This is a genomic window from Pseudoalteromonas sp. BSi20652 (genome assembly GCF_000239855.1).
Taxonomy (GTDB): Bacteria; Pseudomonadota; Gammaproteobacteria; order Enterobacterales; family Alteromonadaceae; genus Pseudoalteromonas.
The window spans coordinates 1-24,543 of sequence record NZ_BADT01000081.1; the positions used below are offsets into that span (position 1 = coordinate 1).

General features: G+C 36.4%; 24 protein-coding genes. 12 read left to right on the forward strand and 12 right to left on the reverse strand.

The genetic code is table 11. The features are described 5' to 3' along the window. Positions 1-30 precede the first annotated feature (30 nt). The 3 genes from P20652_RS11665 to P20652_RS17845 all read right to left on the reverse strand — a co-directional run bounded on the left by P20652_RS11665 (position 31) and on the right by P20652_RS17845 (position 3,954). Positions 31-1,620: an ABC-F family ATPase gene (locus P20652_RS11665; RefSeq protein ID WP_076915491.1), complete on the reverse strand. Its 1,590-nt coding sequence runs from the start codon at positions 1,618-1,620 to the stop codon at positions 31-33. Positions 1,621-2,301: 681 nt separating this feature from the next. Then, positions 2,302-3,183: an alpha/beta hydrolase gene (locus tag P20652_RS11660; RefSeq protein WP_008167691.1), complete on the reverse strand. Its 882-nt coding sequence runs from the start codon at positions 3,181-3,183 to the stop codon at positions 2,302-2,304. A 210-nt stretch (positions 3,184-3,393) separates the two neighbouring features. Beyond that, positions 3,394-3,954, reverse strand: coding sequence for a GNAT family N-acetyltransferase (locus tag P20652_RS17845; RefSeq protein ID WP_008167693.1), 561 nt, complete (start codon positions 3,952-3,954; stop codon positions 3,394-3,396). A 91-nt stretch (positions 3,955-4,045) separates the two neighbouring features. On the opposite strand from P20652_RS17845, the gene P20652_RS11655 reads away from it, so the two are divergent. After that, the gene (locus P20652_RS11655; RefSeq protein WP_008167695.1) at positions 4,046-4,249 is read left to right on the forward strand and encodes a hypothetical protein; all 204 of its coding nucleotides are present in this window, start codon (positions 4,046-4,048) and stop codon (positions 4,247-4,249) included. Positions 4,250-4,330: 81 nt separating this feature from the next. Here P20652_RS11655 and P20652_RS11650 read toward each other — a convergent pair whose 3' ends face one another. Next, positions 4,331-4,885 (reverse strand): cytochrome b, encoded by a 555-nt coding sequence (locus P20652_RS11650; RefSeq protein WP_008167698.1) that lies wholly within the window; start codon positions 4,883-4,885, stop codon positions 4,331-4,333. Positions 4,886-5,086: 201 nt separating this feature from the next. On the opposite strand from P20652_RS11650, the gene msrA reads away from it, so the two are divergent. The 6 genes from msrA (at position 5,087) to P20652_RS17850 (ending at position 12,157) form a co-directional block, all read left to right on the forward strand. Further along, entirely contained in the window at positions 5,087-5,686 is a 600-nt protein-coding gene (gene msrA / locus P20652_RS11645) for a peptide-methionine (S)-S-oxide reductase MsrA (RefSeq protein WP_008167699.1), read from the forward strand. A 445-nt stretch (positions 5,687-6,131) separates the two neighbouring features. Further along, the gene (locus P20652_RS11640) at positions 6,132-7,793 is read left to right on the forward strand and encodes an asparagine synthase-related protein (RefSeq protein WP_008167703.1); all 1,662 of its coding nucleotides are present in this window, start codon (positions 6,132-6,134) and stop codon (positions 7,791-7,793) included. Between the two features lie 1,038 nt (positions 7,794-8,831). Beyond that, positions 8,832-10,094, forward strand: coding sequence for a hypothetical protein (locus P20652_RS11635; protein WP_008167706.1), 1,263 nt, complete (start codon positions 8,832-8,834; stop codon positions 10,092-10,094). Between the two features lie 2 nt (positions 10,095-10,096). Beyond that, the gene (locus P20652_RS11630; RefSeq protein ID WP_008167709.1) at positions 10,097-10,543 is read left to right on the forward strand and encodes a hypothetical protein; all 447 of its coding nucleotides are present in this window, start codon (positions 10,097-10,099) and stop codon (positions 10,541-10,543) included. Next, positions 10,530-10,874 (forward strand): hypothetical protein, encoded by a 345-nt coding sequence (locus tag P20652_RS20810; protein WP_008167710.1) that lies wholly within the window; start codon positions 10,530-10,532, stop codon positions 10,872-10,874. The genes P20652_RS11630 and P20652_RS20810 overlap by 14 nt, the downstream gene beginning before the upstream one ends. A 116-nt stretch (positions 10,875-10,990) precedes the next feature. After that, positions 10,991-12,157, forward strand: a complete 1,167-nt coding sequence (locus P20652_RS17850; protein ID WP_008167712.1) for a sensor domain-containing diguanylate cyclase — start codon at positions 10,991-10,993, stop codon at positions 12,155-12,157. Between the two features lie 68 nt (positions 12,158-12,225). Here P20652_RS17850 and P20652_RS11625 read toward each other — a convergent pair whose 3' ends face one another. Further along, a complete protein-coding gene (locus tag P20652_RS11625) occupies positions 12,226-12,648 on the reverse strand; it encodes a hypothetical protein (RefSeq protein WP_008167713.1) in 423 nt (140 codons plus the stop codon). Positions 12,649-12,909: 261 nt separating this feature from the next. Between P20652_RS11625 and P20652_RS11620 the strand changes: the two genes are divergently transcribed. Beyond that, positions 12,910-13,611, forward strand: coding sequence for a metal-dependent hydrolase (locus P20652_RS11620; protein ID WP_008167717.1), 702 nt, complete (start codon positions 12,910-12,912; stop codon positions 13,609-13,611). A gap of 393 nt (positions 13,612-14,004) precedes the next feature. Further along, on the forward strand, positions 14,005-14,607 hold the full coding sequence (locus tag P20652_RS11615; protein WP_008167718.1) for a hypothetical protein: 603 nt from the start codon (positions 14,005-14,007) through the stop codon (positions 14,605-14,607). A 307-nt stretch (positions 14,608-14,914) separates the two neighbouring features. Here the strand turns inward: P20652_RS11615 and P20652_RS11610 are convergent, their stop codons facing one another. From P20652_RS11610 to P20652_RS11600, 4 genes are all read right to left on the reverse strand, one after another. Continuing rightward, the gene (locus tag P20652_RS11610; protein ID WP_008167719.1) at positions 14,915-16,498 is read right to left on the reverse strand and encodes an AAA family ATPase; all 1,584 of its coding nucleotides are present in this window, start codon (positions 16,496-16,498) and stop codon (positions 14,915-14,917) included. After that, a complete protein-coding gene (locus P20652_RS21440) occupies positions 16,446-16,670 on the reverse strand; it encodes an AAA family ATPase (protein WP_139048207.1) in 225 nt (74 codons plus the stop codon). The genes P20652_RS11610 and P20652_RS21440 overlap by 53 nt, the downstream gene beginning before the upstream one ends. Before the next feature lie 252 nt (positions 16,671-16,922). Then, complete coding sequence (locus P20652_RS11605) at positions 16,923-17,510, reverse strand: cold shock domain-containing protein (protein WP_008167721.1); 588 nt, start codon at positions 17,508-17,510, stop codon at positions 16,923-16,925. Positions 17,511-17,827: 317 nt separating this feature from the next. Further along, positions 17,828-18,187, reverse strand: a complete 360-nt coding sequence (locus tag P20652_RS11600; RefSeq protein WP_008167723.1) for a hypothetical protein — start codon at positions 18,185-18,187, stop codon at positions 17,828-17,830. A 216-nt stretch (positions 18,188-18,403) separates the two neighbouring features. On the opposite strand from P20652_RS11600, the gene gloA reads away from it, so the two are divergent. The 3 genes from gloA to P20652_RS11585 all read left to right on the forward strand — a co-directional run bounded on the left by gloA (position 18,404) and on the right by P20652_RS11585 (position 21,317). Continuing rightward, positions 18,404-18,931: a lactoylglutathione lyase gene (gene gloA, locus P20652_RS11595; protein WP_008167725.1), complete on the forward strand. Its 528-nt coding sequence runs from the start codon at positions 18,404-18,406 to the stop codon at positions 18,929-18,931. A gap of 171 nt (positions 18,932-19,102) precedes the next feature. Further along, positions 19,103-19,732 (forward strand): response regulator transcription factor, encoded by a 630-nt coding sequence (locus P20652_RS11590; protein WP_008167727.1) that lies wholly within the window; start codon positions 19,103-19,105, stop codon positions 19,730-19,732. Then, on the forward strand, positions 19,719-21,317 hold the full coding sequence (locus tag P20652_RS11585) for an MASE1 domain-containing protein (RefSeq protein ID WP_008167729.1): 1,599 nt from the start codon (positions 19,719-19,721) through the stop codon (positions 21,315-21,317). Before P20652_RS11590 ends, P20652_RS11585 begins: the two co-directional genes overlap by 14 nt. Here P20652_RS11585 and P20652_RS11580 read toward each other — a convergent pair. The 3 genes from P20652_RS11580 to bioD form a co-directional block, all read right to left on the reverse strand. Next, positions 21,314-21,856, reverse strand: a complete 543-nt coding sequence (locus tag P20652_RS11580; RefSeq protein ID WP_033017328.1) for a hypothetical protein — start codon at positions 21,854-21,856, stop codon at positions 21,314-21,316. The two genes, P20652_RS11585 and P20652_RS11580, sit on opposite strands and share 4 nt — an antisense overlap. Positions 21,857-22,824: 968 nt before the next feature. Beyond that, positions 22,825-23,688, reverse strand: coding sequence for a protease HtpX (gene htpX, locus P20652_RS11575; RefSeq protein WP_008167740.1), 864 nt, complete (start codon positions 23,686-23,688; stop codon positions 22,825-22,827). A gap of 145 nt (positions 23,689-23,833) precedes the next feature. Next, positions 23,834-24,517, reverse strand: a complete 684-nt coding sequence (gene bioD / locus P20652_RS11570) for a dethiobiotin synthase (protein WP_008167742.1) — start codon at positions 24,515-24,517, stop codon at positions 23,834-23,836. Positions 24,518-24,543 lie beyond the last annotated feature (26 nt).

Below are 24,543 nucleotides of genomic sequence, written 5' to 3' on the forward strand. Positions count from 1 at the left end.
TCTTTTTAGGGTTAACGGGTAAATAGCTAATTAAGCTTCTTTACTCGCTAGGTATTCTGCGTAGTTGCCTCTAAAGTCAATGATTTTACCATCTTTAACTTCCCAAATTCGGGTAGCTACCGATGATACAAATTGACGATCGTGCGATACAAACATTAATGTACCTTCGTAGGCTTCAAGTGCTAAGTTAAGCGCTTCAATAGATTCCATATCCATATGGTTTGTTGGCTCATCCATTAGTAATATGTTTGGTTTATGCATCATAATTTTACCAAACAGCATGCGGCCTTGCTCACCACCTGAAATTACTTTAACTGACTTTTTAATATCGTTTTGAGAGAACAGCATACGACCTAAGAAGCTGCGAACCACTTGCTCGTCGTCGCCTTCTTGTTGCCATTGTTCCATCCACTGAAACAAGTTCATGTCGGTTGCAAATTCATCTGCGTGATCTTGCGCGTAGTAACCAATATTCGCATTTTCTGAGAACTTAAACTCACCGGCTTTAGGTGCTAAGCGCCCTGCCAATGTATTAAGTAATGTTGTTTTACCAACACCGTTTTCACCAATAATAGCAATACGTTCGCCAACTTCTACTAAACCTTCAAGTCCAGAAAACAACGTGTTGTCGTCAAAACCTTGCGTTAAGTTATTCATTTCAAGCGCATTTCTGAATAACTGCTTTTCTTGGTCAAAACGAATAAACGGTGTTTGACGTGAAGACGCTTTAACTTCGTCTAACTGAATTTTGTCGATACGTTTAGCGCGCGATGTTGCTTGCTTAGCTTTAGATGCGTTAGCAGAGAAACGTGATACAAACTGTTGAAGTTCAGCAATTTGGTTTTTCTTCTTCGCGTTTTCGCTAAGTAGCTGCTCACGTGCTTGCGTTGCTGCAAACATGTATTCGTCGTAGTTACCTGAGTAAATACGTAGCTCACCGTAGTCAATGTCGGCCATGTGAGTACACACAGAGTTTAAAAAGTGACGGTCATGCGAGATGATTATCATGGTACAGTCGCGTTGGTTTAACACGTCTTCTAACCACTTGATGGTGTAAATATCCAAGTTATTGGTAGGCTCATCAAGTAGCATTATATCTGGGTCTGAAAACAACACCTGTGCTAGTAGCACTCGTAGTTTAAAACCAGGTGCAATTTCTGACATTGGGCCAAAGTGTTGGTCTGTACCAATACCTACGCCTAATAGAAGCTCGCCTGCTTTAGATTCTGCAGAGTAACCATCCATTTCAGCAAACTCAGTTTCAAGATCGGCTACTTTCATACCGTCGTCTTCACTCATTTCGGGTAAAGAGTAAATGCGGTCGCGTTCTTGTTTTATTTTCCACAGCTCTTTGTGACCCATGATCACAGTATCAATTACTGAGTATTCTTCGTAGGCAAACTGGTCTTGATTTAGTTTAGCAACGCGTTCGTTAGGATCAGTACTTACATTACCTGAAGACGCTTCAAGCTCACCACTTAAAATTTTCATAAATGTTGATTTACCACAACCATTTGCACCGATTAAACCGTAACGGTTACCGTCGCCAAATTTTGCTGAGATATTTTCAAATAATGGTTTAGCACCAAATTGCATGGTGACATTAGCTGTACTAATAATAGCGCTACCCTCCAAAGGAGTAATGATGTATTTAAATTGCGCGCAGTTTAAACCAAAATGGCTTGTTTTTCTATGAAAGTTTAAAGGCAAACCACGTCGTTTAAGGCAATTACTATCACTGTGCTACTCGTAATTAAAATAACAAATTAGAGTAGAAACACTTTTAGCGTGTTACTGGCATTTATGTAAATGCTCTTTTGTTTATATAAACCAGCAGTTTAATTATTTTCACTACCCTTTGATAACTTTTTAAGCAATTTGACTCTATTGCTTAGTTTAGCATTATAATAACACTTGGTATGATGTGTTCTTCTATTATAGCACCACCAGCAAATTTATATTAACCGCATTAAGAGTGCAAAAAGATGGTGAAACCATATTTAAATTGCAAAGTACTTACACTGCTTATTGCTGATCACAAAGACATAAGACTGATTAAAAGCAGTAACAGATAGGTGTGGTACATGCTCATAATCACTGGGGTAATTTAACCTAATAACTAAGCACTGTATATAAGCACAGCATGGTCATTTGCTTTACAAAACTAATTTAAACCAACTTCTCTTCGTAAGTCGTTAATAATATTAAACTAAGTAAAGTGCTATAAAACTGATTCGTTATCATAAATAGGTAAAACAGCACTAACTGTGTATATACAGCAAGTGCTTAAACCTACCTAACCTACTTTTTAATAAACGTACTATAACCAGCCAATGCCTTAGCTACACTAAGTGGTGGATTATCTGAATGCTCAGCACCTTCATTTACAGCGCTTTGCCACACAAGGTTATTATTAGGGTTTGCTGTTAAAGCAGACTCTAAATTACTAAACGCTTTTAACATTAACGGATGCTCTGCTCCACCCACCGAAAGATATAAATAAGTTGGCGACTTAACGTTATTAGATTGAGCAGTTAAAAACGCTTCTACATTATTAACCACTGTCATGTCGTCATACCAAGCCGCTGGGCTAAAAGCAAAATAGCCATTAAACAGTTCAGGTTTTGTATGCAGTGTATAAAGTACAAAACTACCACCTGCCGAAAAACCACTTAATACACGGTTATTACTAAGCTTATATTTTGCCGATAAATACGGGAGTAACTCAGTTTCAATAAACGCTAAAAACTTGTCGGCTTCACCATTTGGTTCAATAAGTGTTTCATGCTCTGGGCGAGCTTGTGTATTTACATCTTGGCGAGCATAAGGAGGCACTAAATCGCGATTACGTGTATCGGTAAAAAACAAATTAGGAATAGACACCAATATAGCCTTATCCCCTCTTTCGCTCTTAGCTTGTTTTGTAAGTGCTTTATCCCATGTATCTAAATTAAAGTTACCGTCGGTTTTAATAATTAAGGGATATGCTTTTTTAGGATTGTAATTAGCGGGTAATCTTATAAACACTTTGCGTGACTCATTAAGCACGCTTGAGTTAATTGTTACATCTGTATAGGCCGATACATAATGGTTGTAATAGCGTATAGCTAAAATACCAATAGCAAAAATGACTACAGCTAAACTTAAATTAATAAAATGGTGCTTTGTTATTTTTATTGCCATATAGCATTCCTTTAGATTGACTATTGAGTAATTAATCGCGTTGGCCTCATTGCCACATTTAAAGCGCAACAAAGTCAATTGAACTAAAACAGGCCTAAAATCTTAACTCCTATACGCGTTTAAATACAATTGATTAATACAAAACGAGTATGTTTTATCGCTTTAAAAAGCATTAACACACGCCCTAGTAAACGTTTATTTACGAATAATTCATTTAGTGTTTAAACATTTGTGCCAAATTTTACTTTGAGCTTTATCAAAATTATTGTTTAGTTTTAAATCATTAACTCCATCGGCACTTTTAATAATAGCTTCACTGGCGAGTTCAAAACCAAGCTTGGTTAATAATGTGTGAGAACGAATATTTTGAGTATTAACTTGTGCAAAAAGCTGGTCTATTTGAAGTATGCTAGGTAAGGCATCTATAAACCCTACTAACACCTCGCTCATTAACCCTTGCTGCCAAAAAAATGGAGCTAGTTCAAAGCCTATAAACGCACTACTGCTTTTATGCTCAATCTTATATAGGCCGCATGTACCAATTAGGTTTCCATTTATATTATGTTCAATTGCAACACGAATAACGTTGCCTTCATAGTACCCATTTATATCGTCTTGTATTAATTGTTTAATATCAGCTTTACTTAGCGGCGTTTTATAATCGTTAAATTGAGCAACAAGTTGATTATTTAAAATAGTAAATAATTGTGCTGCATGCTTATGAGTAATCAAACGCAGAGTAACGCGAGGTAACTTTAAAGTTTTAAACATTTATTTTTAGTTAGTTGAAATAGCACTTTATGGAAATACATTATTAACTTACCATATCCCATTAACAAGCATTATATTGAGAGCATTAGTCATGAATGACGAGTTTAAAGTAATACAACCTACTACCACCGTTTACTGCCCACAACGTGGCGAAGGTTGGACCCTAACCGGTATTACTAATATTAATGAATTTACCTCCGTAATGTTTGACGGAACACGCCACACACTACCAGCACGCGAAATAGTAGAGCAACTTTTACCAAACCAGTTAGCTCGAGAAGCCCAAATCAAATAGCTCTATATTTAAAAAACCGCTTTATCATTTAAAATAAAGCGGTTTTTAGTGTATTAACATTCACAATAATTGAACGTTATTCTACTCATCTTTACTCAGCAGCATTCGTTTAAATGTATTGTCGCGTACAATATAATGATGAAACAGAGCCGCAGCAGCATGCAAACCAATTAAGTAATAACCAACAACGCCAGCGGTTTCATGTATTTCTTTTATTTGTTTTGCTAAATCACTATTTTTAGCCACCAATGCAGGTAACTCTAGGCCAAAAAATGGAATAGGCTTGCCAGCAAAACTTAAAATTAGCCAACCTGCTATAGGCATTGCAAGCATTAAAACATACAAACCCAAATGCATTATTTTACCTGTCCTTTCTTGCCAGTTTGGCGGTGCGGGCTTTATGAGTGGTTTTGGTCCACTTTTAAAACGCACCACTAAACGTATACACACAATAAATAATACCGATAGACCAAGCATAAAATGCCACATTTTAAATGCTTCACGCGTATCTGTTCCTTTATCAAAAAATACCCGTAACTCTATACTGGCATATACGGCTATCATGAGTAGTAGCATAAACCAATGGAGTAAAATCGAAAGTGTATTGTAATGAGTTGTTGTGTTTTTTAAATTCATAATACCTCAAGTCATAATTTGCATATAAAGCAGCACATACGCACATTTTTACACGAATAAGCACTGTTTGTGTAATTAATACTACTGTTTAATGATCTAAAACATATTTATACAACTAAATATTGAAATACCTTTTATTAATTAAAGGTCTACTAGTTATACATAATTGTTTATACATTCATCATACTGATGCGAGATTTTATGAAAAAAATATTAGGTCTAGTTTTAACCTCATCTGTTTTGTTTTATGCGTCACTTGCCCATGCAGAAAAAACCGAAAAAGCAGTTTTAGCTGGGGGTTGCTTTTGGTGTATGGAAAGTGACTTTGAAAAGCTTGAAGGCGTAACCGATGTAATATCGGGTTTTACGGGTGGTGAATTAAAAAACCCTACCTATAATGGTAATCATAAAGGCCATTTTGAGGCTGTAGAAATCACTTACGATCCAGCCATAGTAAGCTATCAAGGTATACTTGATCATTACTGGGTAAATATCGACCCCTTTGATGCCCGCGGTCAATTTTGCGATAAAGGTCCTAGTTATTTAAGTGCTATTTTTGTTGCTAACGACGAACAACGAGAATTAGCTGAACAAACAAAAGCAGCTGTAGTCGCTGAATTTCCTAAGCAAACTGTGGTTACACCTATACTAAACGCAAGTACCTTTTACCCTATAAAAGGTAAGGAAAGCTACCATCAAGATTATTACAAAAACAACCCAATCCGATACAATACCTATCGCTGGCGTTGTGGTCGCGATAGCCGCCTTGAAGACATTTGGGGTGACAGAGTTACCCATTAGAACAGACTCAAATAAACTACATACAACCCAATTTGCATTTAATAAAGGCTGCTTTAAACAAGCAGCCTTTTTAACACGCTAACAATTATTCAAAGCATATAATCAACTTGTGTCTTTTTGTTGCTTCGATAATATCGAGAATCCTTCAATGTCGTCATAAGTACTGTTAGTCATGGCGAAAACACCATGTTTAACAACCATAAAAAATTGTGCTTATTAACGTAAATCCCCACACAAACTGGTAAAACTCACTAATGATTTCGTTCCAAAGCCTGAGGTTTATCATTTAAATAAAATGCATATAAAAAAATTCAACTATAAAATCACTCTGTTTTTGTGAACTAAAAAAAGTGGAACGTTTTATTTGAGCATTAACGAATATATTTAACTCTGGCATAAACCTTGAAACTTATTTAACAACTAAACGGTTAAAAAGGTGGATTGTATGGCTAAACTTTTTGGAATTTTTTGCGCATCAGGACTAACACAACAGCATGATTTCATTGTTAATAAGTTAAAATCTCAAAAGAGTAAAAGCAGTGATGCGCAGTATAATGATATTCAAGAACACACAATATATATGGCGACCTTAGATTACAAAACATTTGGACCCAGTGCTTTTTTGCAAACAGATTCGCATATTGCATCGCTAGTTGGTCATCCTCTGCTCAGTGCTGATCGTAATACAGACTTAAATACACTTAATAAAAATTATACCAACGCCACGTTAAAAGAGTGTGAAGGTGTTTTTTGTATGGCTCGATTTAATAAACACACCCCCTTATTAGATTTAGCAACCGATGCACTTGGGATCAGACCATTTTACTATATGCATTATGAAGGTGCATTTATATTTAGTACTCAATATAGTTTGCTAAAAGAGTTAGGCGTGCCACTGAGTAGTAATCACGAAGGAATGATGGAATACGCAACTTTAGGTTATTATCTCTTTGAACATACCCACTACAATGAAATTTCCTGTATTAATCCAGGTACTCGAGTAGAGGTTTCGAGCAGTGGCATAACTAAAACACAGTATTTTGACTGGTGTTCACTTACCAAAAACAACCATAGTTACGACAAAATATTAGAAGGGTTAAAACAGGATCTATCTAATAACGTCGATAAATATCTTGCTAACGATCAGCATGTGCTTACAACCCTTTCAGGTGGATTAGACTCGCGATTAATTGCCTGCCTATTAAAAAAACGAAATTTAAAAATTTCTGCACTAAATTTTTCTCAACATAAAACACAAGATTTATACTGTGCAACTTTGTTTGCACAAGACCAAAAAATTGACCTAGATGTAATTAAAGTTAACGATACTCAAGCTAAAACAATAGAAGACAGATTAGGAAAACATTGGCTAAATGGAGCACATTCAGACTATGAAAAAGTGACTCGTTCTCGCTTGGCTTGGTCTGGTAATGGCGGCAGTGTTGGTCTTGGTGTTATTTATTATTCTGACAAAGTATACGAAGCTGCTTTAAGCCAGGATGTTGAGCGCCTAGCCGACGCGTATTTATCTCAGCAATTTGCTTACATCCCAAAATCAATCATTCACAACGCAGAAAAAATGCAAACAAAACTCAAAACCAATATTGTGCTTTCGTTAAAAGAATTTGGCGATATACCTTTAGAAAAAGCATACTATTTGTTTTTATTACTAAACGATCAACATCATCATTTAGCCATTCCATTTGACAAGGTTGACGATTATCAAATGGATTTTTGCTTGCCATTTTATTCATGGAAAGTGCTTCGACATGTGTTATGCCAACCTATTTCAAACGTTAGGAAGCACCGTTTTTATCATGATTTTTTACGCTACGCATTTCCAGAAGCCCTAAACACCCCTTGGCAAGCTTACCCTGGTCATATCCCTTGTACATTACCCACTGAAGGCATTGACCAATGGCAAATTAAACGCCCTAAACAATTTAACTCCACTGCGGTGTATAGTCTATTTAACCGCTTAATATCCAGCCAACATAAAAAATTAGTAAACATACCTTCATTTAGCGCTGTAGCGTTACTTCATAGTTCAGGTATAAAAACTTATAACGATAAGCTAAAAGTTATCGAAAATATTTTAAAATGGTAAAATTTATTCGCCTTGATTAGATTAATTTACTAATTGAGGCGCGTTAATGTTATTGCTGCACCACTAAAAGCGCAGAGAGTTGAGGTCGTAATAATTGCTTTGCTATTAACTCTTTTGAATATTTTTTTGAGCAATTAATAGACGCCAATAACAATCCACCATTAGCAACTTTCACTTTAAGCAATTGAATATCAATAGTATTTTTTATTTTAAAGTTAAAAAAACACTCTCTATTATCTGAAACACAAACAATTGAATACAGAGTTATGATTAGCCTTCGCCCTCAAATATGCTCAGAATATACTTTAGAAGGAAAAAATTTACGTCCTCAACCGCCAATTTAAGCAGCGCTGTGCATTCTTGTCAGTGTCAGCTTAAAATTTTATGTAAAGCAATGCCTCAATATAATATTGAGCACCTACGTTAATTTTTAAAAGTAATAAATAAGCTCTTACTATAATTTACTGCATTTCTCTCAATTTTATTTAACTTGTTCATTATTAGGACTTCTAAATAGCAATCTACCAAATTATTCAGCTTTTTTCTTCAGCCTCTAATCAGTGGCAAGCAAACTCACTTTGTATGTGGTTATATGGATAGCGCCGCCGATTACCGGCACAAGGTGCACCACGCCTTTCTGTTGATGATAAACAGCGCTGGACTAATCCTAAAAAACCAAATGATGACTATGCACTCTTTTAAATAGAAGTTTTTAGAGCTTTAATTTTAAAAGGTTGACTAATTAAAGTAACCTTTTAAAAGTAAAGCTCATTCAGTAATCAACGGTTTTGTGTTTGGGAATATTGATAAATCGATTGGTTTATAATCTATGTCGTCGTCACTTATAGAGATAAATGTCACAAATTTTTCATCTTGTTTTTCCTCTGACCTATTACTTCGTTTAACTAAATACAAAATTTAGGATAAGTGTATTGTTTATTCTTGTATTTATTTAATAAGCACCTGTAATGCTTAAGTTGGTAATTTAATAAGATGTGCTATCTTATTATTATCTATATCATAAAAATAAGCGCTAACATGTTGTTCCGAGGTACAATTGCCATAGCCATATTGGTTATTTCTGCTGCTAATAAAAGCTATGCAAATGAAATTGACGTGCAATTTAGTGGTTTTGCATCCTTAACACTCAGTTACACTGACGATTCAGATATTGCCTTCGCCTCAAATTATTTAAACAAAAACGAAACCGGTTTTTCAGTAACACGTGATTCAATTTTAGGTGGTCAGGCTAATATATCACTATCAAAAAATTGGGACTCTGTGGTTCAAGTGGTTTTACAGGATCATACCTTCAAAAGCCTTGATAACTTCTTAGAGCTTGCTTTTGTTCGTTATCGCCCCTCGCGCCATTGGGCTATTCGTGCCGGCAGGCTAAACAGTGACCTTTATTTACTCTCTGAATATCCTTATGTCGGTTATGCCTACTTGTGGATACGCCCTCCTCATGAATACTACTCTTTTGCAAATATTGCAGGAAACTACGACGGTGTGGATATTGAATACAGCAAAGCCATTGATGAAGGCTTTTTACGTATAAAGATCGCATATGGAAGCTCTACAGCAAAGTTACAAGCATATAACAAAGATTTTTTTATTGATTTTGATAATTTAACCACCTTTAGTGCAACCTACTCACTAGATGAATGGACCGTACGTTTCTCTTTATCTAAATCTGATTTTGGTGGCTATAAGTTGGCCTCATTGGATGAGTTTTTAGCCTTACTAGACGCTGTACCACAAAGTATATGGCCACAAGCACAAACAATATCTAACAAATTTAATACCAAAGGCCACAGTATAGAATATGCCGCGTTTGGACTTACCTACGACCATGAAAATTGGCTAATTCAATCTGAAGTAGGTATTTCAGAATCCGATTGGATTATAGCTCCCTCAGTTTTCAGCACTTACATTAGCGCTGGGTATAGGGTAAACAATGCAATATTTTACACGAGCTTTTCAGCAGCAAAAAATCGTCACAATATCATACAAGTAAACGACCCTGTTTTTTCACCAGGTACACCCGATCAAATTTCAGAGCCGATCCAACAGTTAGCAATTGCAACTCAAGCTGCTATTAAGGTGCCTTATGTTCATCAGCATTCAATTAACATAGGTGTAAAATGGCAACTATCGGAGCGATTAGCACTAAAAGCTCAACTAGACCGCTTTGATATTAAGCCCCAAGGCGCTGGTTTATGGAGCCTTAGTAATCCTGCAGATGTAGACAAAGGCCATAAAGTACATATGCTAAGTTTGAACGCTAGTATGGTGTTTTAACAATGATCAGCTATCGTAATTTACTTCTTTATTTGTTGCTGCCGCTTTGCCTGGTTATTGTTAGTGCTAAAGCAAAATCTACAGAATTTGTAGTGGTGGTAAACAAAAATAATACAATTAACGCTTTATCTAAACGCGAAGTGATTGATATTTATATGGGTCGCTATTTAACGTTTCCTGATGGTGAAACCTCAAAACCACTTGATTTACCGGCGCAATCAGTATTAAAAAATGATTTTTATCTGCAACTGGTTAACAAAAATGAGCAAAAAATTAATGCTTATTGGGCAAGGTTGCTTTTCTCAGGGCGCGCAAAGCCCCCATCACCGTCAACATCCGTTGAAGACGCGTTAAAAAAAATCGCTGCATCACAATTTGCAATTGGTTATATTCCTAAATCGCAGGTTACAGACGCAGTAAAAGTGGTATATACATTTGATAAAAATTAGCCAAGCACTCTACGTACGTGTTGCTCTATCAATCGCAATTGTCGCTATTGTAGTGACGTTATTATCGTCAACACTTTCTTATTATTCGGGTCTTAAAGAAAAGAAAAACACAAATTACTTGCTCGTGCAGCAGTTAGCACAAACAATGGGAAAAACAGCCGCCATAGCAGCCTACCTAAACGATCGTGAATTGAGCCAAGAAATTATTAATGGCTTGCTAAGTAATGATTTAGTCCAAGGCGCAAGCTTAGAAGGTGAAGTAAACCCAAAAGGAGAAATGGATTTATTTATTGCAAGTGGCTCTATTAACAAAAAAAAGAAGCTGTATTAATTAAATTAGTTCACCCCTTTATAGAAGACACTTTTATAGGTGTACTCGCCATATACCCCGACGATAACTTTATTGAACAACAAGCACAGTCATCACTTATAAAAGAATTTATTTTGATGCTGATTCAATCAATCGTCATCGCTTTTTTTGTGTCACTTGTTGTACGCAAATGGCTCACTCAGCCCATTCAAAACTTAACAGACAGCTTTGCGACAATTGATCCTACCAATCCCGAAACCATGACAATGCTACAGTTTAAGCAAGGTAAGCAAGACGAAATAAGCAGGCTAACACAAGGTATAAATGCCCTAATGCATGAGTTAAAGCTAACCATTAGTAATGAGCAATCCCTTCGTATAAAAACTCAAGAACTAGAGGCGAAATTTAGACTTATTTTTGAACAAGCCAGCGCCGGTATTTGTTTATTAGATGACAAAAATATGATCACCACCTTTAATCCCGCGTTTAAACATTACTTTACCGTACCCGGCGAAGAAGAACTATCAACCTTGCACTTTCCTGCTTTGTTAAATAACGTTGATGAACTACAAAACCTGCTTGCAGATATACGTTGTGATAAAAACCCACCGCAAGCAACCCTAGATATAGAGTGTAAAGTGGGCCATAAAACCATTTGGTTGCACTGCTTATTTGTAAGATTAACTGAGCAACGTGAAACAAAGCGAAGCGATCATCAAGAACACTTCGTTGAAGTAATTTTACATGATGTAACTGAGCGCGCCGAACGCGAATTTCAAACCCGCTTTGAAGCCGATCACGACCCACTTACCGACCTACTTAATCGCCGAGCCGGTGAAAAACGCCTTAAAAAAGCACTGCGCGAGTGCATTAAACACAATCAGCACCTAGTACTAATGATGATTGATTTAGATAAGTTTAAACCCATTAACGACACCTACGGCCACGAAGCCGGTGATAAAGTACTTATTGAAATAGCACACCGATTTAAAAAGCGTTTTAACCAAGAAACCGACATATGTATCCGCCTAGGCGGTGACGAGTTTATAGTTGCAAGGCAAGTTAATACCTACAACAAAGCAGCAACGCGTGAGCAATCAAACGCTTTGCTAAATGAGCTACAACAAGACATTTATATTTCACAAAATAAAACATGCGCCGTGGGTGCAAGCATTGGTATTGCAGTTGGCCCTAAAGATGGTGATGAGCTACTCGAATTAATGATCAATGGTGACAAAATGCTCTACCACGTAAAAGAAACAGGCCGAGGGAAAATTGCATTTTATGACGAGTTTAAAAAGTAAGATGGTGTGACTTAGATAAGAGAACACAGTTTCCTGAAGTTATGAAAATAGTGAGTAGAAAGCTAATGCTATAAAGTTTTCACCACTTTCAAATAGTCTTTATTATAAAAGTACCCTGCTAAACCAAAGTAAATAACAGGACCAAAATAAGCAATTGGAAAGTGAGCATAGATACTAAGATAGATAATCGATAAAATAAAAAACAAACTAACACTAAAGCAAACAACTGCCAAAAACCTGCCTAACCAAGATATAGATTGAGCCGCAATATTTAAAACAAACAAAGCAAGAGCACTAAGTGTTATCAACACTACTGTGTTTAAATCTTTGCCATGCTCTAGACCGTCAACGCTATAGTACATCATGTAATGAGCAAGCATAGTCAATGCTACTACTACCCAATAGCCGTAGCTGCTCCACGTTGATGAAACAAAATAGTCACTACCAATATTAGGTGCAGGAAACGATGCTTTATATCTATTTTGGTTCATGTAAATTCAAGTTACGCCGTTTTATATAAGATGATAGCTAGGCTTTTATTAGAAACACAAAAGGCCAAAGGACAAAAAACTATCTGTATTATTGATTTTTATCAAAAAAATTACAACTTGCTTGCACCACTAACCACAATGCAGAATAACAATTTTACTATTAGCGATTAATCAAAGTAATAAAAAATCTATTTGAAAGAATATTGAACAATAAACTTTTCAATTGTTAGAATGCCCTACTTTTTCCCATCAAGAGATACAATGGCAAACTTCAATACTCATCTTAATACTGCCGTAATCATCACAGGCTTAGCCTCAGCCAGCTTATTATCTGCAGGGCATATTGATTTAGAGGGCGCACTCTGGCTATGGTTTTTAGGCTCAATCGGCGGCTTATTACCCGACATAGATTCAGATAACTCCACATCACTCGATACTATTTTTAACTTATTTGCACTGTGCGCTGTATTACTCGTGCTGCATTACATAACCACCGAGCTCATTATTGAAATTAGTTTTATCGAGTTAATTTTAGTGCCGTTGTTGGTGTACGGATTTATGAAATTCATTATTAGATCCATTTTTGAATGGATCACAGTCCATAGAGGGAGTTGCCACTCTTTATTATTTATACTGTTATGCGCGCTATTAACAACGCAAGTAACGTGGCAACTTAACGACCAATCAACCACACAAGCAGCCGTCTTTGCCTGGTTAACGGGTGGGTTTATTTTAGTAGGCGGATTAATTCATTTATTGCTGGATGAAATTTACAGTGTAGATTTAAGTAATGTCACCATTAAACGATCTTTCGGCACCGCTTTAAAAATAGCTGACTTCGATAATAAATTAATTACAGTGTCGTCGGTTATTGCCCTAGCGGGTTTAATCTATGTTGCCCCTCCTATAAAGCAAACTATCACAGCGTTAAGTGATTGGTCTCAATTTATTTTTCTATCTTAAAAAGTAGGTTTTAAGCCCTTTACAGCATGACTGACTTCAATAAGTGGCTTTTTCAAAGTCACTTATATCTATTGCCAGAATGCATGTAAAATGCCCTCTTAGTAATCTAAAAATTAATTAACAAAGAGGGTGTGAAACGCTGCGCTTTTAGAGGCATAAATGGATTGAATCAAAGCGAGTTTTCCGATTTAAGTTTTAATTAAAATCCGTAGCTTGAGCCTATTTGTTATTAATTATTACTTTTATAGGTTTAAGTGAAATAATTAAATAGCTTTACCTGTCTTATATCGGCAAGTAGGAACGCTAATTAGTTAAAAAGCCCCACCTGTTTGATTTATTCAAATCTGTCACAGCTTTTTAAAGCATTAAATATAAAATTATAAGAGGTCCATAATGGAATTTACGAATAAACGCACCATCCTAATTACAGCATCTTTATTGTTGGTGTTAGCGATATCACAGGCTATTTTTTCTGCCCTTTACAGTGCTCAAATTAGTTTTTCAAGGCAGTTTGCTTGGGGACTCGAAGCGCTAGTTTTTACTGTGCTGGTTGCCTTTGCGGGTTCTGCCATGGTTCAAGCAAAAAACGCTCAGCTAGGATGGTCAGCTATAACATTTAGTGCAGTACTTAACATAGTACAAGTGAGCATTGGTCTAACTTTGTTTTCAACATTTGGCAAAGTTGCGGGTACCGTAGAAGGCGCACAACCTTTAATTGGTGGCGTGGTTTCGTTGTCATTCATGATTTACTACGCAGCTAAAGTATTATTGGGATTAGCAGCACTTGTATTTGGCCTGTCTTTTATCGCTAAAGGTGGCAAAGCAATTGGCGGCCTTACAGCCCTAGCAGGCGGTGTTGCAATGTTAGCCAATGGTATTTTAATTACCTTTGGTCGTGATGGATTTCTGCCATCAGCTGTTGCTGGCGCTTCAGGCATGATTGCAACGTTACTTTTAGCAATCTGTTTAATAAGCCTTTACCGTAAACAAGACTAAGGCTTAATACCTTACAAATAATGTGCTCATTTAAATAAAGTATAAACATCGGCGTGTGTTAGAGATGCTAATTCGCCGATGTTTTACGTTTAGAGCATTCGCCTAGTGTACTTCAAATTAATGCCCTATTTCGTAAACTAAGATTAATTCACAAAGAGGATATGAGGCGCTGCGCTTTTAGAGGTTATATCAAAAGCTTTTAACCGACTCATATTTTGATGTATGAAGTCAAGATTTGACCCCTTAGCTTCCGCATGATGGGGGGTGTGGGGGCTGGAGGTTAGAGACCTCCGGCTACCCGATTATGTCACTTTAACTCTCGAGTTATCTTGGTCATCATTTTCCTTATTCTCGAAAATGAATATGGCCAATTATTAGTATCCAAGCTTTCAAATACTGTAATTATTCGATCAATTTTTTTAATTCCCTTCCTCATACCAGTTAGCTCTTGGACATTTCTTTTTACCACTGGGAGTTTTAATAGATCATAATATGTTTGTTGTGCTTTATTAACAGCAACAAGATCAAGATCTAAACTATAACGCATTGATATTACGTTATGTTTTTCTAGTATATTTAAAACCGCAGTATGATTAGAATTCACTTTGCTCAATATTTCTAGTCTATCGGCTTCACTTGGGACTAATTTCTTTACCAAGCCTTCATCTTTGTATTCTTCTTTGTATTGAGGAAAGCCTTGATTATTAAGACTTATTGCATAATCATCGTTTAAATATGGTACAAAGAAATCCTTATCTAAAATAATTAAGAATGGTATATCTAATTCATTTAGTAGATGAATCGTATACTTTGCCTTATCAACACCTTCTAAGTTCAAATATGAAAGCCCATTCGTTTCAAAATCGAACCCAGATGAATGACCAATGCGCTTAATGATCTCAACTTCATTTTTACTTTCGGTAACAACAACATAACTGGAAAAGAAAAAGTCACTGTTTCTATACCTATGAAATTGATAGTACTTGAAATCATCCAAATCATATTTTTCAAAAAAGTTAGCTGGTAACCTATTAACAACACTAACAAAGCCTCTATTCTTACAAGGTACCTTTTTAAATGAAACTATTTCTGTGTGATCTACTTGATCTACCATTTGTGATGAGTGAGTAGTAAAGAATAACTGTAATATATTTACTGTTTCTACTAACTTTTTAAAGTAGCCAATAAGCTCCTTTTGCGCCTGAGGGTGCAAATTTGTTTCAGGCTCTTCAAGGCCAATAATAATATTTTCGTCTCTTGCCTTACCTAATAGGTTATATAGTGAGATTATCGTAAGACTTTGAATACCTGAGCCACATTCAATCAATGGGTGGCTTAATCCAGATTCCTCTATAGAAATTGAAACATCTGAAAGAAAGTCTTTATAGCTAATATCTTTAGAGTATTTTATTTTAATTTCAAATGGTTTATCTACAGGAAACTCGGCTTTAGCATCTACAGCGATTTTATTTAGTGCAGTAGTTTCCAAATAAGTAATTGCATTTCGAAATTTCACCGTGTAATTATCACGTGTAACCGTAGCTTCTTTCATTTTTTCTTCTACGAGAAGCTGTAAAACACTATTCTCCATTAACTCAAGTGCTCTAGCATCACGGTTAGGAGGAATGAGAATGAACTCTATCTGCTTTTTTATTTCATTTATGCATTCATTATCAGTTACCCAGCTATTTCCAGATTTATACTTAATCGTTCTTTTACAGCCTTTTGCACTAAGTTGAATGCTAGACTCAATCATTATTTTATTGTTGTTTATTAATTTATCTGGGGTTTTTTCTACATCAAAATTATCAAAATGAACCTCAATTTTAGCAATAGATCTAGTTGCAAAAGTATGCACTCCAGATAAGAATGATTGCTCTTCTTTTTTCATAATTAAAAAAAACGTTCAGTGCACGAAGTAAGCACGATTTTCCAGAGTTATTCTGACCAACTATTGCATTAATGGAGCTAATCCAAATATCTGTCTTTTTCAATAGATCGGAACTTTTTAATTTATTATTCTTGATATTTTCATAGAACCCTAGAAATTGAGATAGTGACATAACAGCTTATTGAACCCCCACTTTGGGGGATTATAACACCCCAAAACGGCGTATATTACGTTGTTCGATAATTACACCAAACAACTCGTTTATAAACAGACAATAACAAAGGCTACTCAGTAGCCTTTGTTATTTAACCCCAAAACGACTTTTAATGATGTTATGGGACAAAACTTACATAAGCTTTATTTATACACAGCTATTAATTAATTCTATTTTTATTTAAAGCTGAAAGCTTTATACCCCTAGCCTTTAAAACCGAGAATCATTTTCACAAGGTTTTCCATCCCCATCACCATCCATTTTTGTATTCGGGCAGTTATTAATAAAAAATACAGCCTCTTCGCGTGAGCGCATTTCAGTACAATATTGCCTGCCATCACACGTAAAATTTTGCGTGTTTTTAGGAATAACGACTTTTGGGTATTTTTCATCAAAGGTGGCTAAATCGTCATTAGTAATAACAGGTGTTTGGCTGCTTGAGTGAGCGTTGTATTTATTAATCGCGTAAAAGCAAAGTGCGGCAATAAGCGCAATTGATGCAACTTTACCTAAAAAGCTACTGGCAAAATTAGATTTTGCGATACGGTGTGGCTGTTGTGTGTGTTTTTGATAAGGTGCTTTAAGCTCTGCAACGCCTTCTATGCGGCAGTTAATTGCTTTGGTTTTACCGTCGGGCTGCGTTGCAACTTCAAAATAAATGGTGTCGCCCACTTTAGGTTTGCGGCTCATGTGTTTGAGCGCTGATATGTGTATAAATGTGTCGTGTTCTAGGGTGTCTGATTTAATAAAACCAAAACCTTTGTCTGTTTTCCACGACTTTAACAATCCTTTGTTCATGTATCTACCTGCTCTGCTTAAGCTGCGTTTTACGCAAATTCCATTTAGTTAACACTTGTTATTATACGTTCCTAAATTATAACCATGCAACCGAATATTCATATTGCGTTAATTTTTACGCTTTACCTAATAAACTTAACCATTAAATTCAGCTTAAAAATAAACGTGCTAAAAACAACTAAACCTCAACTTATTCTATTTGTGATTTGCGGCCAAATATCCTTTAAACCATATCAACCACTGCGCCCCACCGATTAGCTTAACAGTATGTTTACACTCGATTTTGTCATTAGTTATTGTTTTTTTGTAAGTGCTCGTTATTTACTTACATTTTTTAATCTAATTAATTGCTTAATACCTAAAAACGTACCAAGTGGAATAAATAAAATCCACAGGTAGGCATAAAATATTGAAATGTTTATAAAAATGGCTGAGCTGTTTATGTTTTTATTTAACCTATTATTTAGCACGTACGTATTTATAAAAAGCCCAATTAAAGCAGGAATAATTTGTATAAGTGATACAACAATGGCTGATGAAATATGCCCCGCGACTAACTTAGGATCGCCACCAGCAAATACTGTATACGCATTATAAAACCCACTAAAAAAACTCGTGAGTGCGAGTAATAAAAAAGCCTGTAATACTAGGCTTAGTAAAGGTAAAAGTGTTTTCAAAAAAGTCCTAGTTTTTGTTAATAATATGCACAGAGATATCTAACAGCCCATTCGTTTTAATTATACGCTTTGCAAATTTTGCAAATACTGTGCTAGTAATTTAAAGGCAATTATAACGCGTTGAATTACCTAGAATGGTTTTAATTTAAGTGGCGGTTGATTATGATGGAACACGTAATACTTACACCCTTTTTATAATTTTCAGTAAGGATCACCATGTCTAACTATAACGAATCTCCAGAACAAGTTGAACAGGCCACTCAGGGCTTTGTTATGCAACAAACTATGTTACGTATTAAAGATCCAAAGCCGTCGCTTGAATTTTACCAAAATGTATTAGGTATGAAGCTGTTAGGTAAGTATGATTTTCCTGGTATGGAGTTTACGCTTTACTTTTTAGGCTACGAGCAAGAATTACCACAAGGTGATAATAAAACTAAAGCTGAATGGGTGTTTCGTCGCCCTGCACTCATTGAGTTAACCCATAACTGGGGCACTGAAAACGACGACAGCTTTGAGGGCTACCACAGTGGTAACCAAGAACCAAAAGGCTTTGGCCATATTGGCATTAGCGTACCGGATGTTTACGAAGCCTGTGAGCGCTTTGCAAAATACGATGTTGAGTTTGTAAAAAAACCAGATGATGGCTCAATGAAAGGCTTAGCATTTATTAAAGACCCTGACGGCTACTGGATTGAAATACTCTCTGCTGAAGGAATTACTGAGATTATTCTTTCTCAGTAATAACAATGAGCTGATGCAAAAAGAGCTTAGTTGTAATCTCCACCAGCAACTAATTACCAATTTAGAACCACTGGTTTTGTTACCTTGCTTTTAAGTGAGGTAACCCATTTAAAACGTTTTAGATAATTAGTTACCCGCCCCGCTGTATTTTAAGCATAAAAGGAGATTTAAATGCTCATTGGCATCATAGAAGATCATCAATTAGTAAGAGACAGCTTTAAAAAGCTTTTAGAGTTACAACCAGATTGGAAAGTAATTATTGAAGCCTGCAGCGTGACAGAAGCAAAGCTGGCTGTAGAGCTTGAACAACCTGATATATTTATTGTTGATATATCACTTAACGGCACTGAAACCGGCCTTTCTTTTTTATCGTACCTTGAAGGGTCTTTCCCGCATATTAAAAGTATTGTTGCCTCCATGCACGACCACGAACCTTATGTAAGCAATGCTTTGCGATTAGGCGCTTTGGGTTATGTGTCTAAGCGCTCTGCCTCTGATGAGCTAATAGATGCAGTTAAAGCAATCGCTTTAGGTAAAAGGTACATTAGTGAAGACGTAAATTTTTCGATGAGTAGCGAAAACTTAGCATTAACTATGCTTACTAACAGAGAGCTTGAAGCACTTCCGTTATTTTCTAAGGGATTAAACGCTAAACAAGTGGCGCAAATACTCGAAATAATGCCTAAAACAGCACATGTACACAAAGCAAACATATACAGCAAACTTAATGTTACGACCTCGTTTGAACTGCTAAAAATTGCAATTGATGCGGGAGTAATACAGTTAGATGAACTTACCTAACGCTTCTTCTTTATCTAATGTTAGTTTAACTACCGCATACAAAGAGGTAGTTAAACAGTTATTGGTGGGGCTAATTTACTTTATTGCTTCACTCGCCGCTTTTTGGGTTAGCCAAAACCTTGAAACCGTACCCGAGAGCAGCGCTATATTTATTCCCGCAGGCGTAAAAATTGCGTTTTACTTACTCACTCCAACACGCTATTGGCTCACCTTATGGGTTGTATCACGCGCTTTAGCTGCACAGCTTGGTTTAACATACAGCGGGGTTTGGGAGTTTGATTTATTTCATGGCTTTTGGCAGGAGCTTTGTTTTATAGCGCTTGTTTATATATTTAAAAATAGCCGTTGGCCGCCAAGCATTAACGACAGCCTAGGTATACTTTCGTTAATACTGCTTTGTGTTGCAAGTACATCTATAAAGTGGTTTTTGTTTGCCAGTGCGTTTGAATTTACAAATGTATTGGTTGCTAAAGAGCTACTGCAATATCAGTTAAACATGTGCTTGGGCGATATTACTGGCTCGTTGTTAATCGCCCCTATTATTATGTTAATTTACGATTCTAAATACAGCTTTAACACAGTTAGGCTCACTAAATTATTTGGCCTAGTAGCCACTTTAGTGTGTTTTATATTAATTGTATTTTTTGTCTATGCGGTTCGCCCAGACACCTACCCGCTATTAAGGCTTTCATCTTTATTACCTATTATTTGGTTTTCGTATAAGTATGGCTCGTTAGGGGCTATAAGCAGTGCAGCGCTAATTAACGCGTTAATAATTGTTGAAGCAAGCATTACGCACGAGCCTAGCAATACCTATATTAGCCAGTTATTTATTTTGGCAAACGCAATTACCAGTATGGTTTTAGGCGCTGCAATTACTGAGCTTAAACGTAAAAACAACGAGTTAAAGCAAACCAACAAAGAGCTTAAAGAGCAGCTAATTCAAAACACGGCGCTGGCTGCCAAAATGGTGTCGGTGCAAGAAAATGAGCGAAAGCATCTTTCGCAAGAGTTGCATGACGAATTAGGACAAAACCTAACGGCATTAAAAACAGATTTAGCTATTTTGTCGCACCTTAGTAACGAAGATACCCAATCGTTTGTGACTACATTAAAAAACAATGCTAATTCGATGTATGACTCTGTTTATCAATTAATGCATTATCTTCGCCCGCGTGAGCTAGATGAACTCGGTTTAGAAAAGGCAATAACACAAGGGCGACTAAAAAGCTTACTGCACAAGGCAAATATTAAGTATCAGCCACAATTTAAGTTAGATAATAGCCTTTCAAAAGATCACGAAATAGCTATTTACCGAATTTGCCAAGAAGCAGTAACCAATTGTATGAAGCACAGCAATGCCAGCAAACTGGTTATAAATATAATAAACAACCACGAATTTATTGAGTTAACAATTAGCGATAACGGGACTTTAGTAACCCCAACAGATAACTCAGGTCACTACGGTTTGGCGTTTATAGAGGAGCGCACTACGGCGTTAGGCGGAACTTTTAAGGTGTTTAAACAAAATGGCTTTACCATTAAAGTAAAGCTGCCTTTGAGTTTTGATGGCGCAATTAATTAGCAAACATGAACTTGTTTAGTATAAAACTTTTGCCTTAATTGGCCTTCGCCAAGGTGGTCGAAATTAACTTGAATCTCGGCTTGATTACCTAATAGCTGTAATAGCATGCCTTTTGATATTAAATAGTTGCCTAAACTTGATTTTACAATGACTTCTTTGCCTATGGCTTCTTGTAAGCGTGGCGTAGGTAGGCTCGGATGGCTAATTGGTTTTAAGCCCTCAGCTGAGGTAAATAAGTTTATGCAATGCTCTTTAGCGGCAACAATACTTTCGTTTTTACTTTTAATCACATCTACATTATTTAAAAAATGAATTAGTGCTTGGTTAGCCCGATCAAACTCTGCTGATACGTCATCTATATTGCGGGCGGTTGCCCATTTTCGCACAACTATATATTCGTTTTTTTTAACACGAATTAAGCTTATTGAGGCTCCTGTCATTCTGCTATTCCACTCAATGCGGTAGCAATCAGTTCCTAAGCTGTGAAGCAACACGCTCATGCTTCCAAAATCCTTTGTACTTTCATCAATCAAGCTCATTTTCGATCCCTCACTTGCAAGTTACAAGGAGTGTATAAACGATTACTTAAGTAATAAATCATCCATATTCTTAATCGCTCTAGGAAAATGGCTTATATAAATTTTGGATTTAGTGGCTTTTAAGTTAATAACTAATATTACAAACAAAAAAGACGAGTGGTTTGGGTAACTGCTAATAATTAATTTGTAAGTGATTTATAGCTTATTTATAAGCCCAGGCATCGGTTATTGTTACTTGGCAATTGTTATAACTAGCCGCTTGTTTTTGCGCAATCCCTCTTACTCTAAAGTTTGTTGAGTCATTAGGAAGTATAATTAGGTCTTCGTCAGTTATTGATAGCGTATCGACTAGCGTGTTTTGATCTGTTAAAAAATCGACCTTAAACTTTATATTTTTAAACGAAAAGTTTGATTCGTTTTCTACCTGCCCTATACATGCAACATATAATGCATCGTTTTCATTTTTAGTGTTAATTTGGCTTACATGAGCGATTAAGTTTTGTTGTGCTTGGTCTTCAAGCCCTGCTACATATATATTTTGATAAAAAATGAACCCAAAAATACCAACAATACTAAGCGCTAATGCACCAATAATAATAGGATTGTTTTCTAAGTTAGAATATTTAGCTTGAAGTGAGGTACATTGCGGGCATTTTTAGCCCGTGAATCTATAGCGCTAAAGCACATAATACATTCTTTAGTGTGTTGCACCTTTTCCATTACAATAAGCATCCTTGTTAAGCATTAAATGTTAAGTATTAAAACCAGCAGTATTACTGGCTTTTAAGGTATTTTAGTTTACTCATGCTGAACAACTCCGTAAACACATATAGCTTAAAAAAGTAACGATTTTATAAAGCAACACAAAAAGCTGTATATAAATACAGTGCATGCAGTTTTAGCATTTTAACGTGAACAAAAAAAAGCCAGCGGTTAAGCTGGCTTAGAATATTTACTAACTTACATAGTTACTTACGAAGTGCGTCTATTCGCGCATCAAGCGGTGGGTGCGACGAAAACAGCTCAGCAACACCTTTGCCACTTGCAATACCAAAGGCCATCATTGAGCCTTCTAATTGTGAAGGATGGTTTTGCTTTAATCGCTCAAGGGCTGATCGCATTTTATCAGCACCAACTAGTTTTGCTGCGCCGCTGTCGGCTGCAAATTCTCGTTTACGGCTGTAACTTGCAACCACTATGCTTGCTAGTACACCAAATAATACTTGGAATAACATATCGAATAAGAAGTATGTCCAGCTACTGCCGCCCTCTTCTTCATCGCTATTAATAAAGTTATCTACAATGCCTGCCAGTACTTTTGCAGCAAATATTACAAAGGTGTTTACCACGCCTTGTATTAGCGTAAGCGTTACCATGTCGCCATTAGCAATATGCGATACTTCATGGGCAAGTACGGCTTCGGCCTGATCTTTGGTCATGTTGTGCATTAAGCCTGTGCTTACTGCCACTAACGAGTTGTTTTTACTTGGGCCCGTTGCAAACGCGTTCATTTCTGGGCTGTCGTAAATAGCCACTTCTGGCATTTTAATACCTGCTTTATGTGCTTGCGCAGATACCGTTTGTACAAGCCAATGTTCGGTTTCGTTGCGAGGCTGCGTAATTACATGCGCGCCTGTTGATTTTTTAGCGATCCATTTAGACATAAATAACGATATAAACGATCCGCCAAAACCAAATACGGTGGCTATAAGTAAAATTCCGCCAAGGCTACGATGGCTTACACCCAGTGCACTCATTATTATTGAAAGCACTACACCTAACACCAACATAACCGCTAAGTTAGTTAATAAAAACAAAAATACACGTTTCATAATGTCCTCACAAAAATAGAATTGATCACTGAGCGATTAATGCATTTTGTATTAAATCGGCTAAAAGCAATCACTGTATTATGACACACTATGTCATAACATCGACGTCATTTTGTGACAAACTATGTCATAACACAAGTGTTATTTATGTGTTTATTGATAATAATTCAAGAAGGGTTTTGTAAATTTGTAATTTAGGTGTTTGCTCGCTGTATGGGCTTATAGCAAGTATTGGGAACGGTAAACGTGCTTTTAGCGAATCAAGGTTTGCTTGGTACTCGTCCATATTTTTATCTACTTGGTTTGCAATCCAGCCAACGCAGTTTATACCCATACTTTGCATATGAGCAGCGGTTAGTAACGCATGATTTAAGCAACCTAGCTTCATACCAACAACGAGTATTACCGGCAGTTGCTCTGCCTTTACCCAATCGTATAAGTAATCGGTATTATTAATTGGTAGCGCCCAACCACCAGCACCTTCAGTGAGGATAATGTCAGCGCCCTGTTGTTTTACGTTTTTATAAGCATCACTTAGTTTATCTAAAGTAATACTCACCCCAACTTTTTCAGCGGCTATGTGCGGCGCAATAGGTGGTGCAAACGCAAACGGATTTACTACGTCGTATTTAGCACTCACTGTTGCGCTTTCCATTAGTATTAGAGCATCGGCATTAACCAGTTGATCGAACGCCATTTCGCAGCCAGCAGCAAGGGGTTTAAAGCCAATGGCTTGTTTTTTATGTTGGGCAAGTAACTTTAATAGCAAACTGGTAACGTGGGTTTTTCCGGCATCGGTGTCGGTGCCTGTTATAAAAAATTCTTTCATGCGTTGCCTTTAATGTCTTTGGGCTT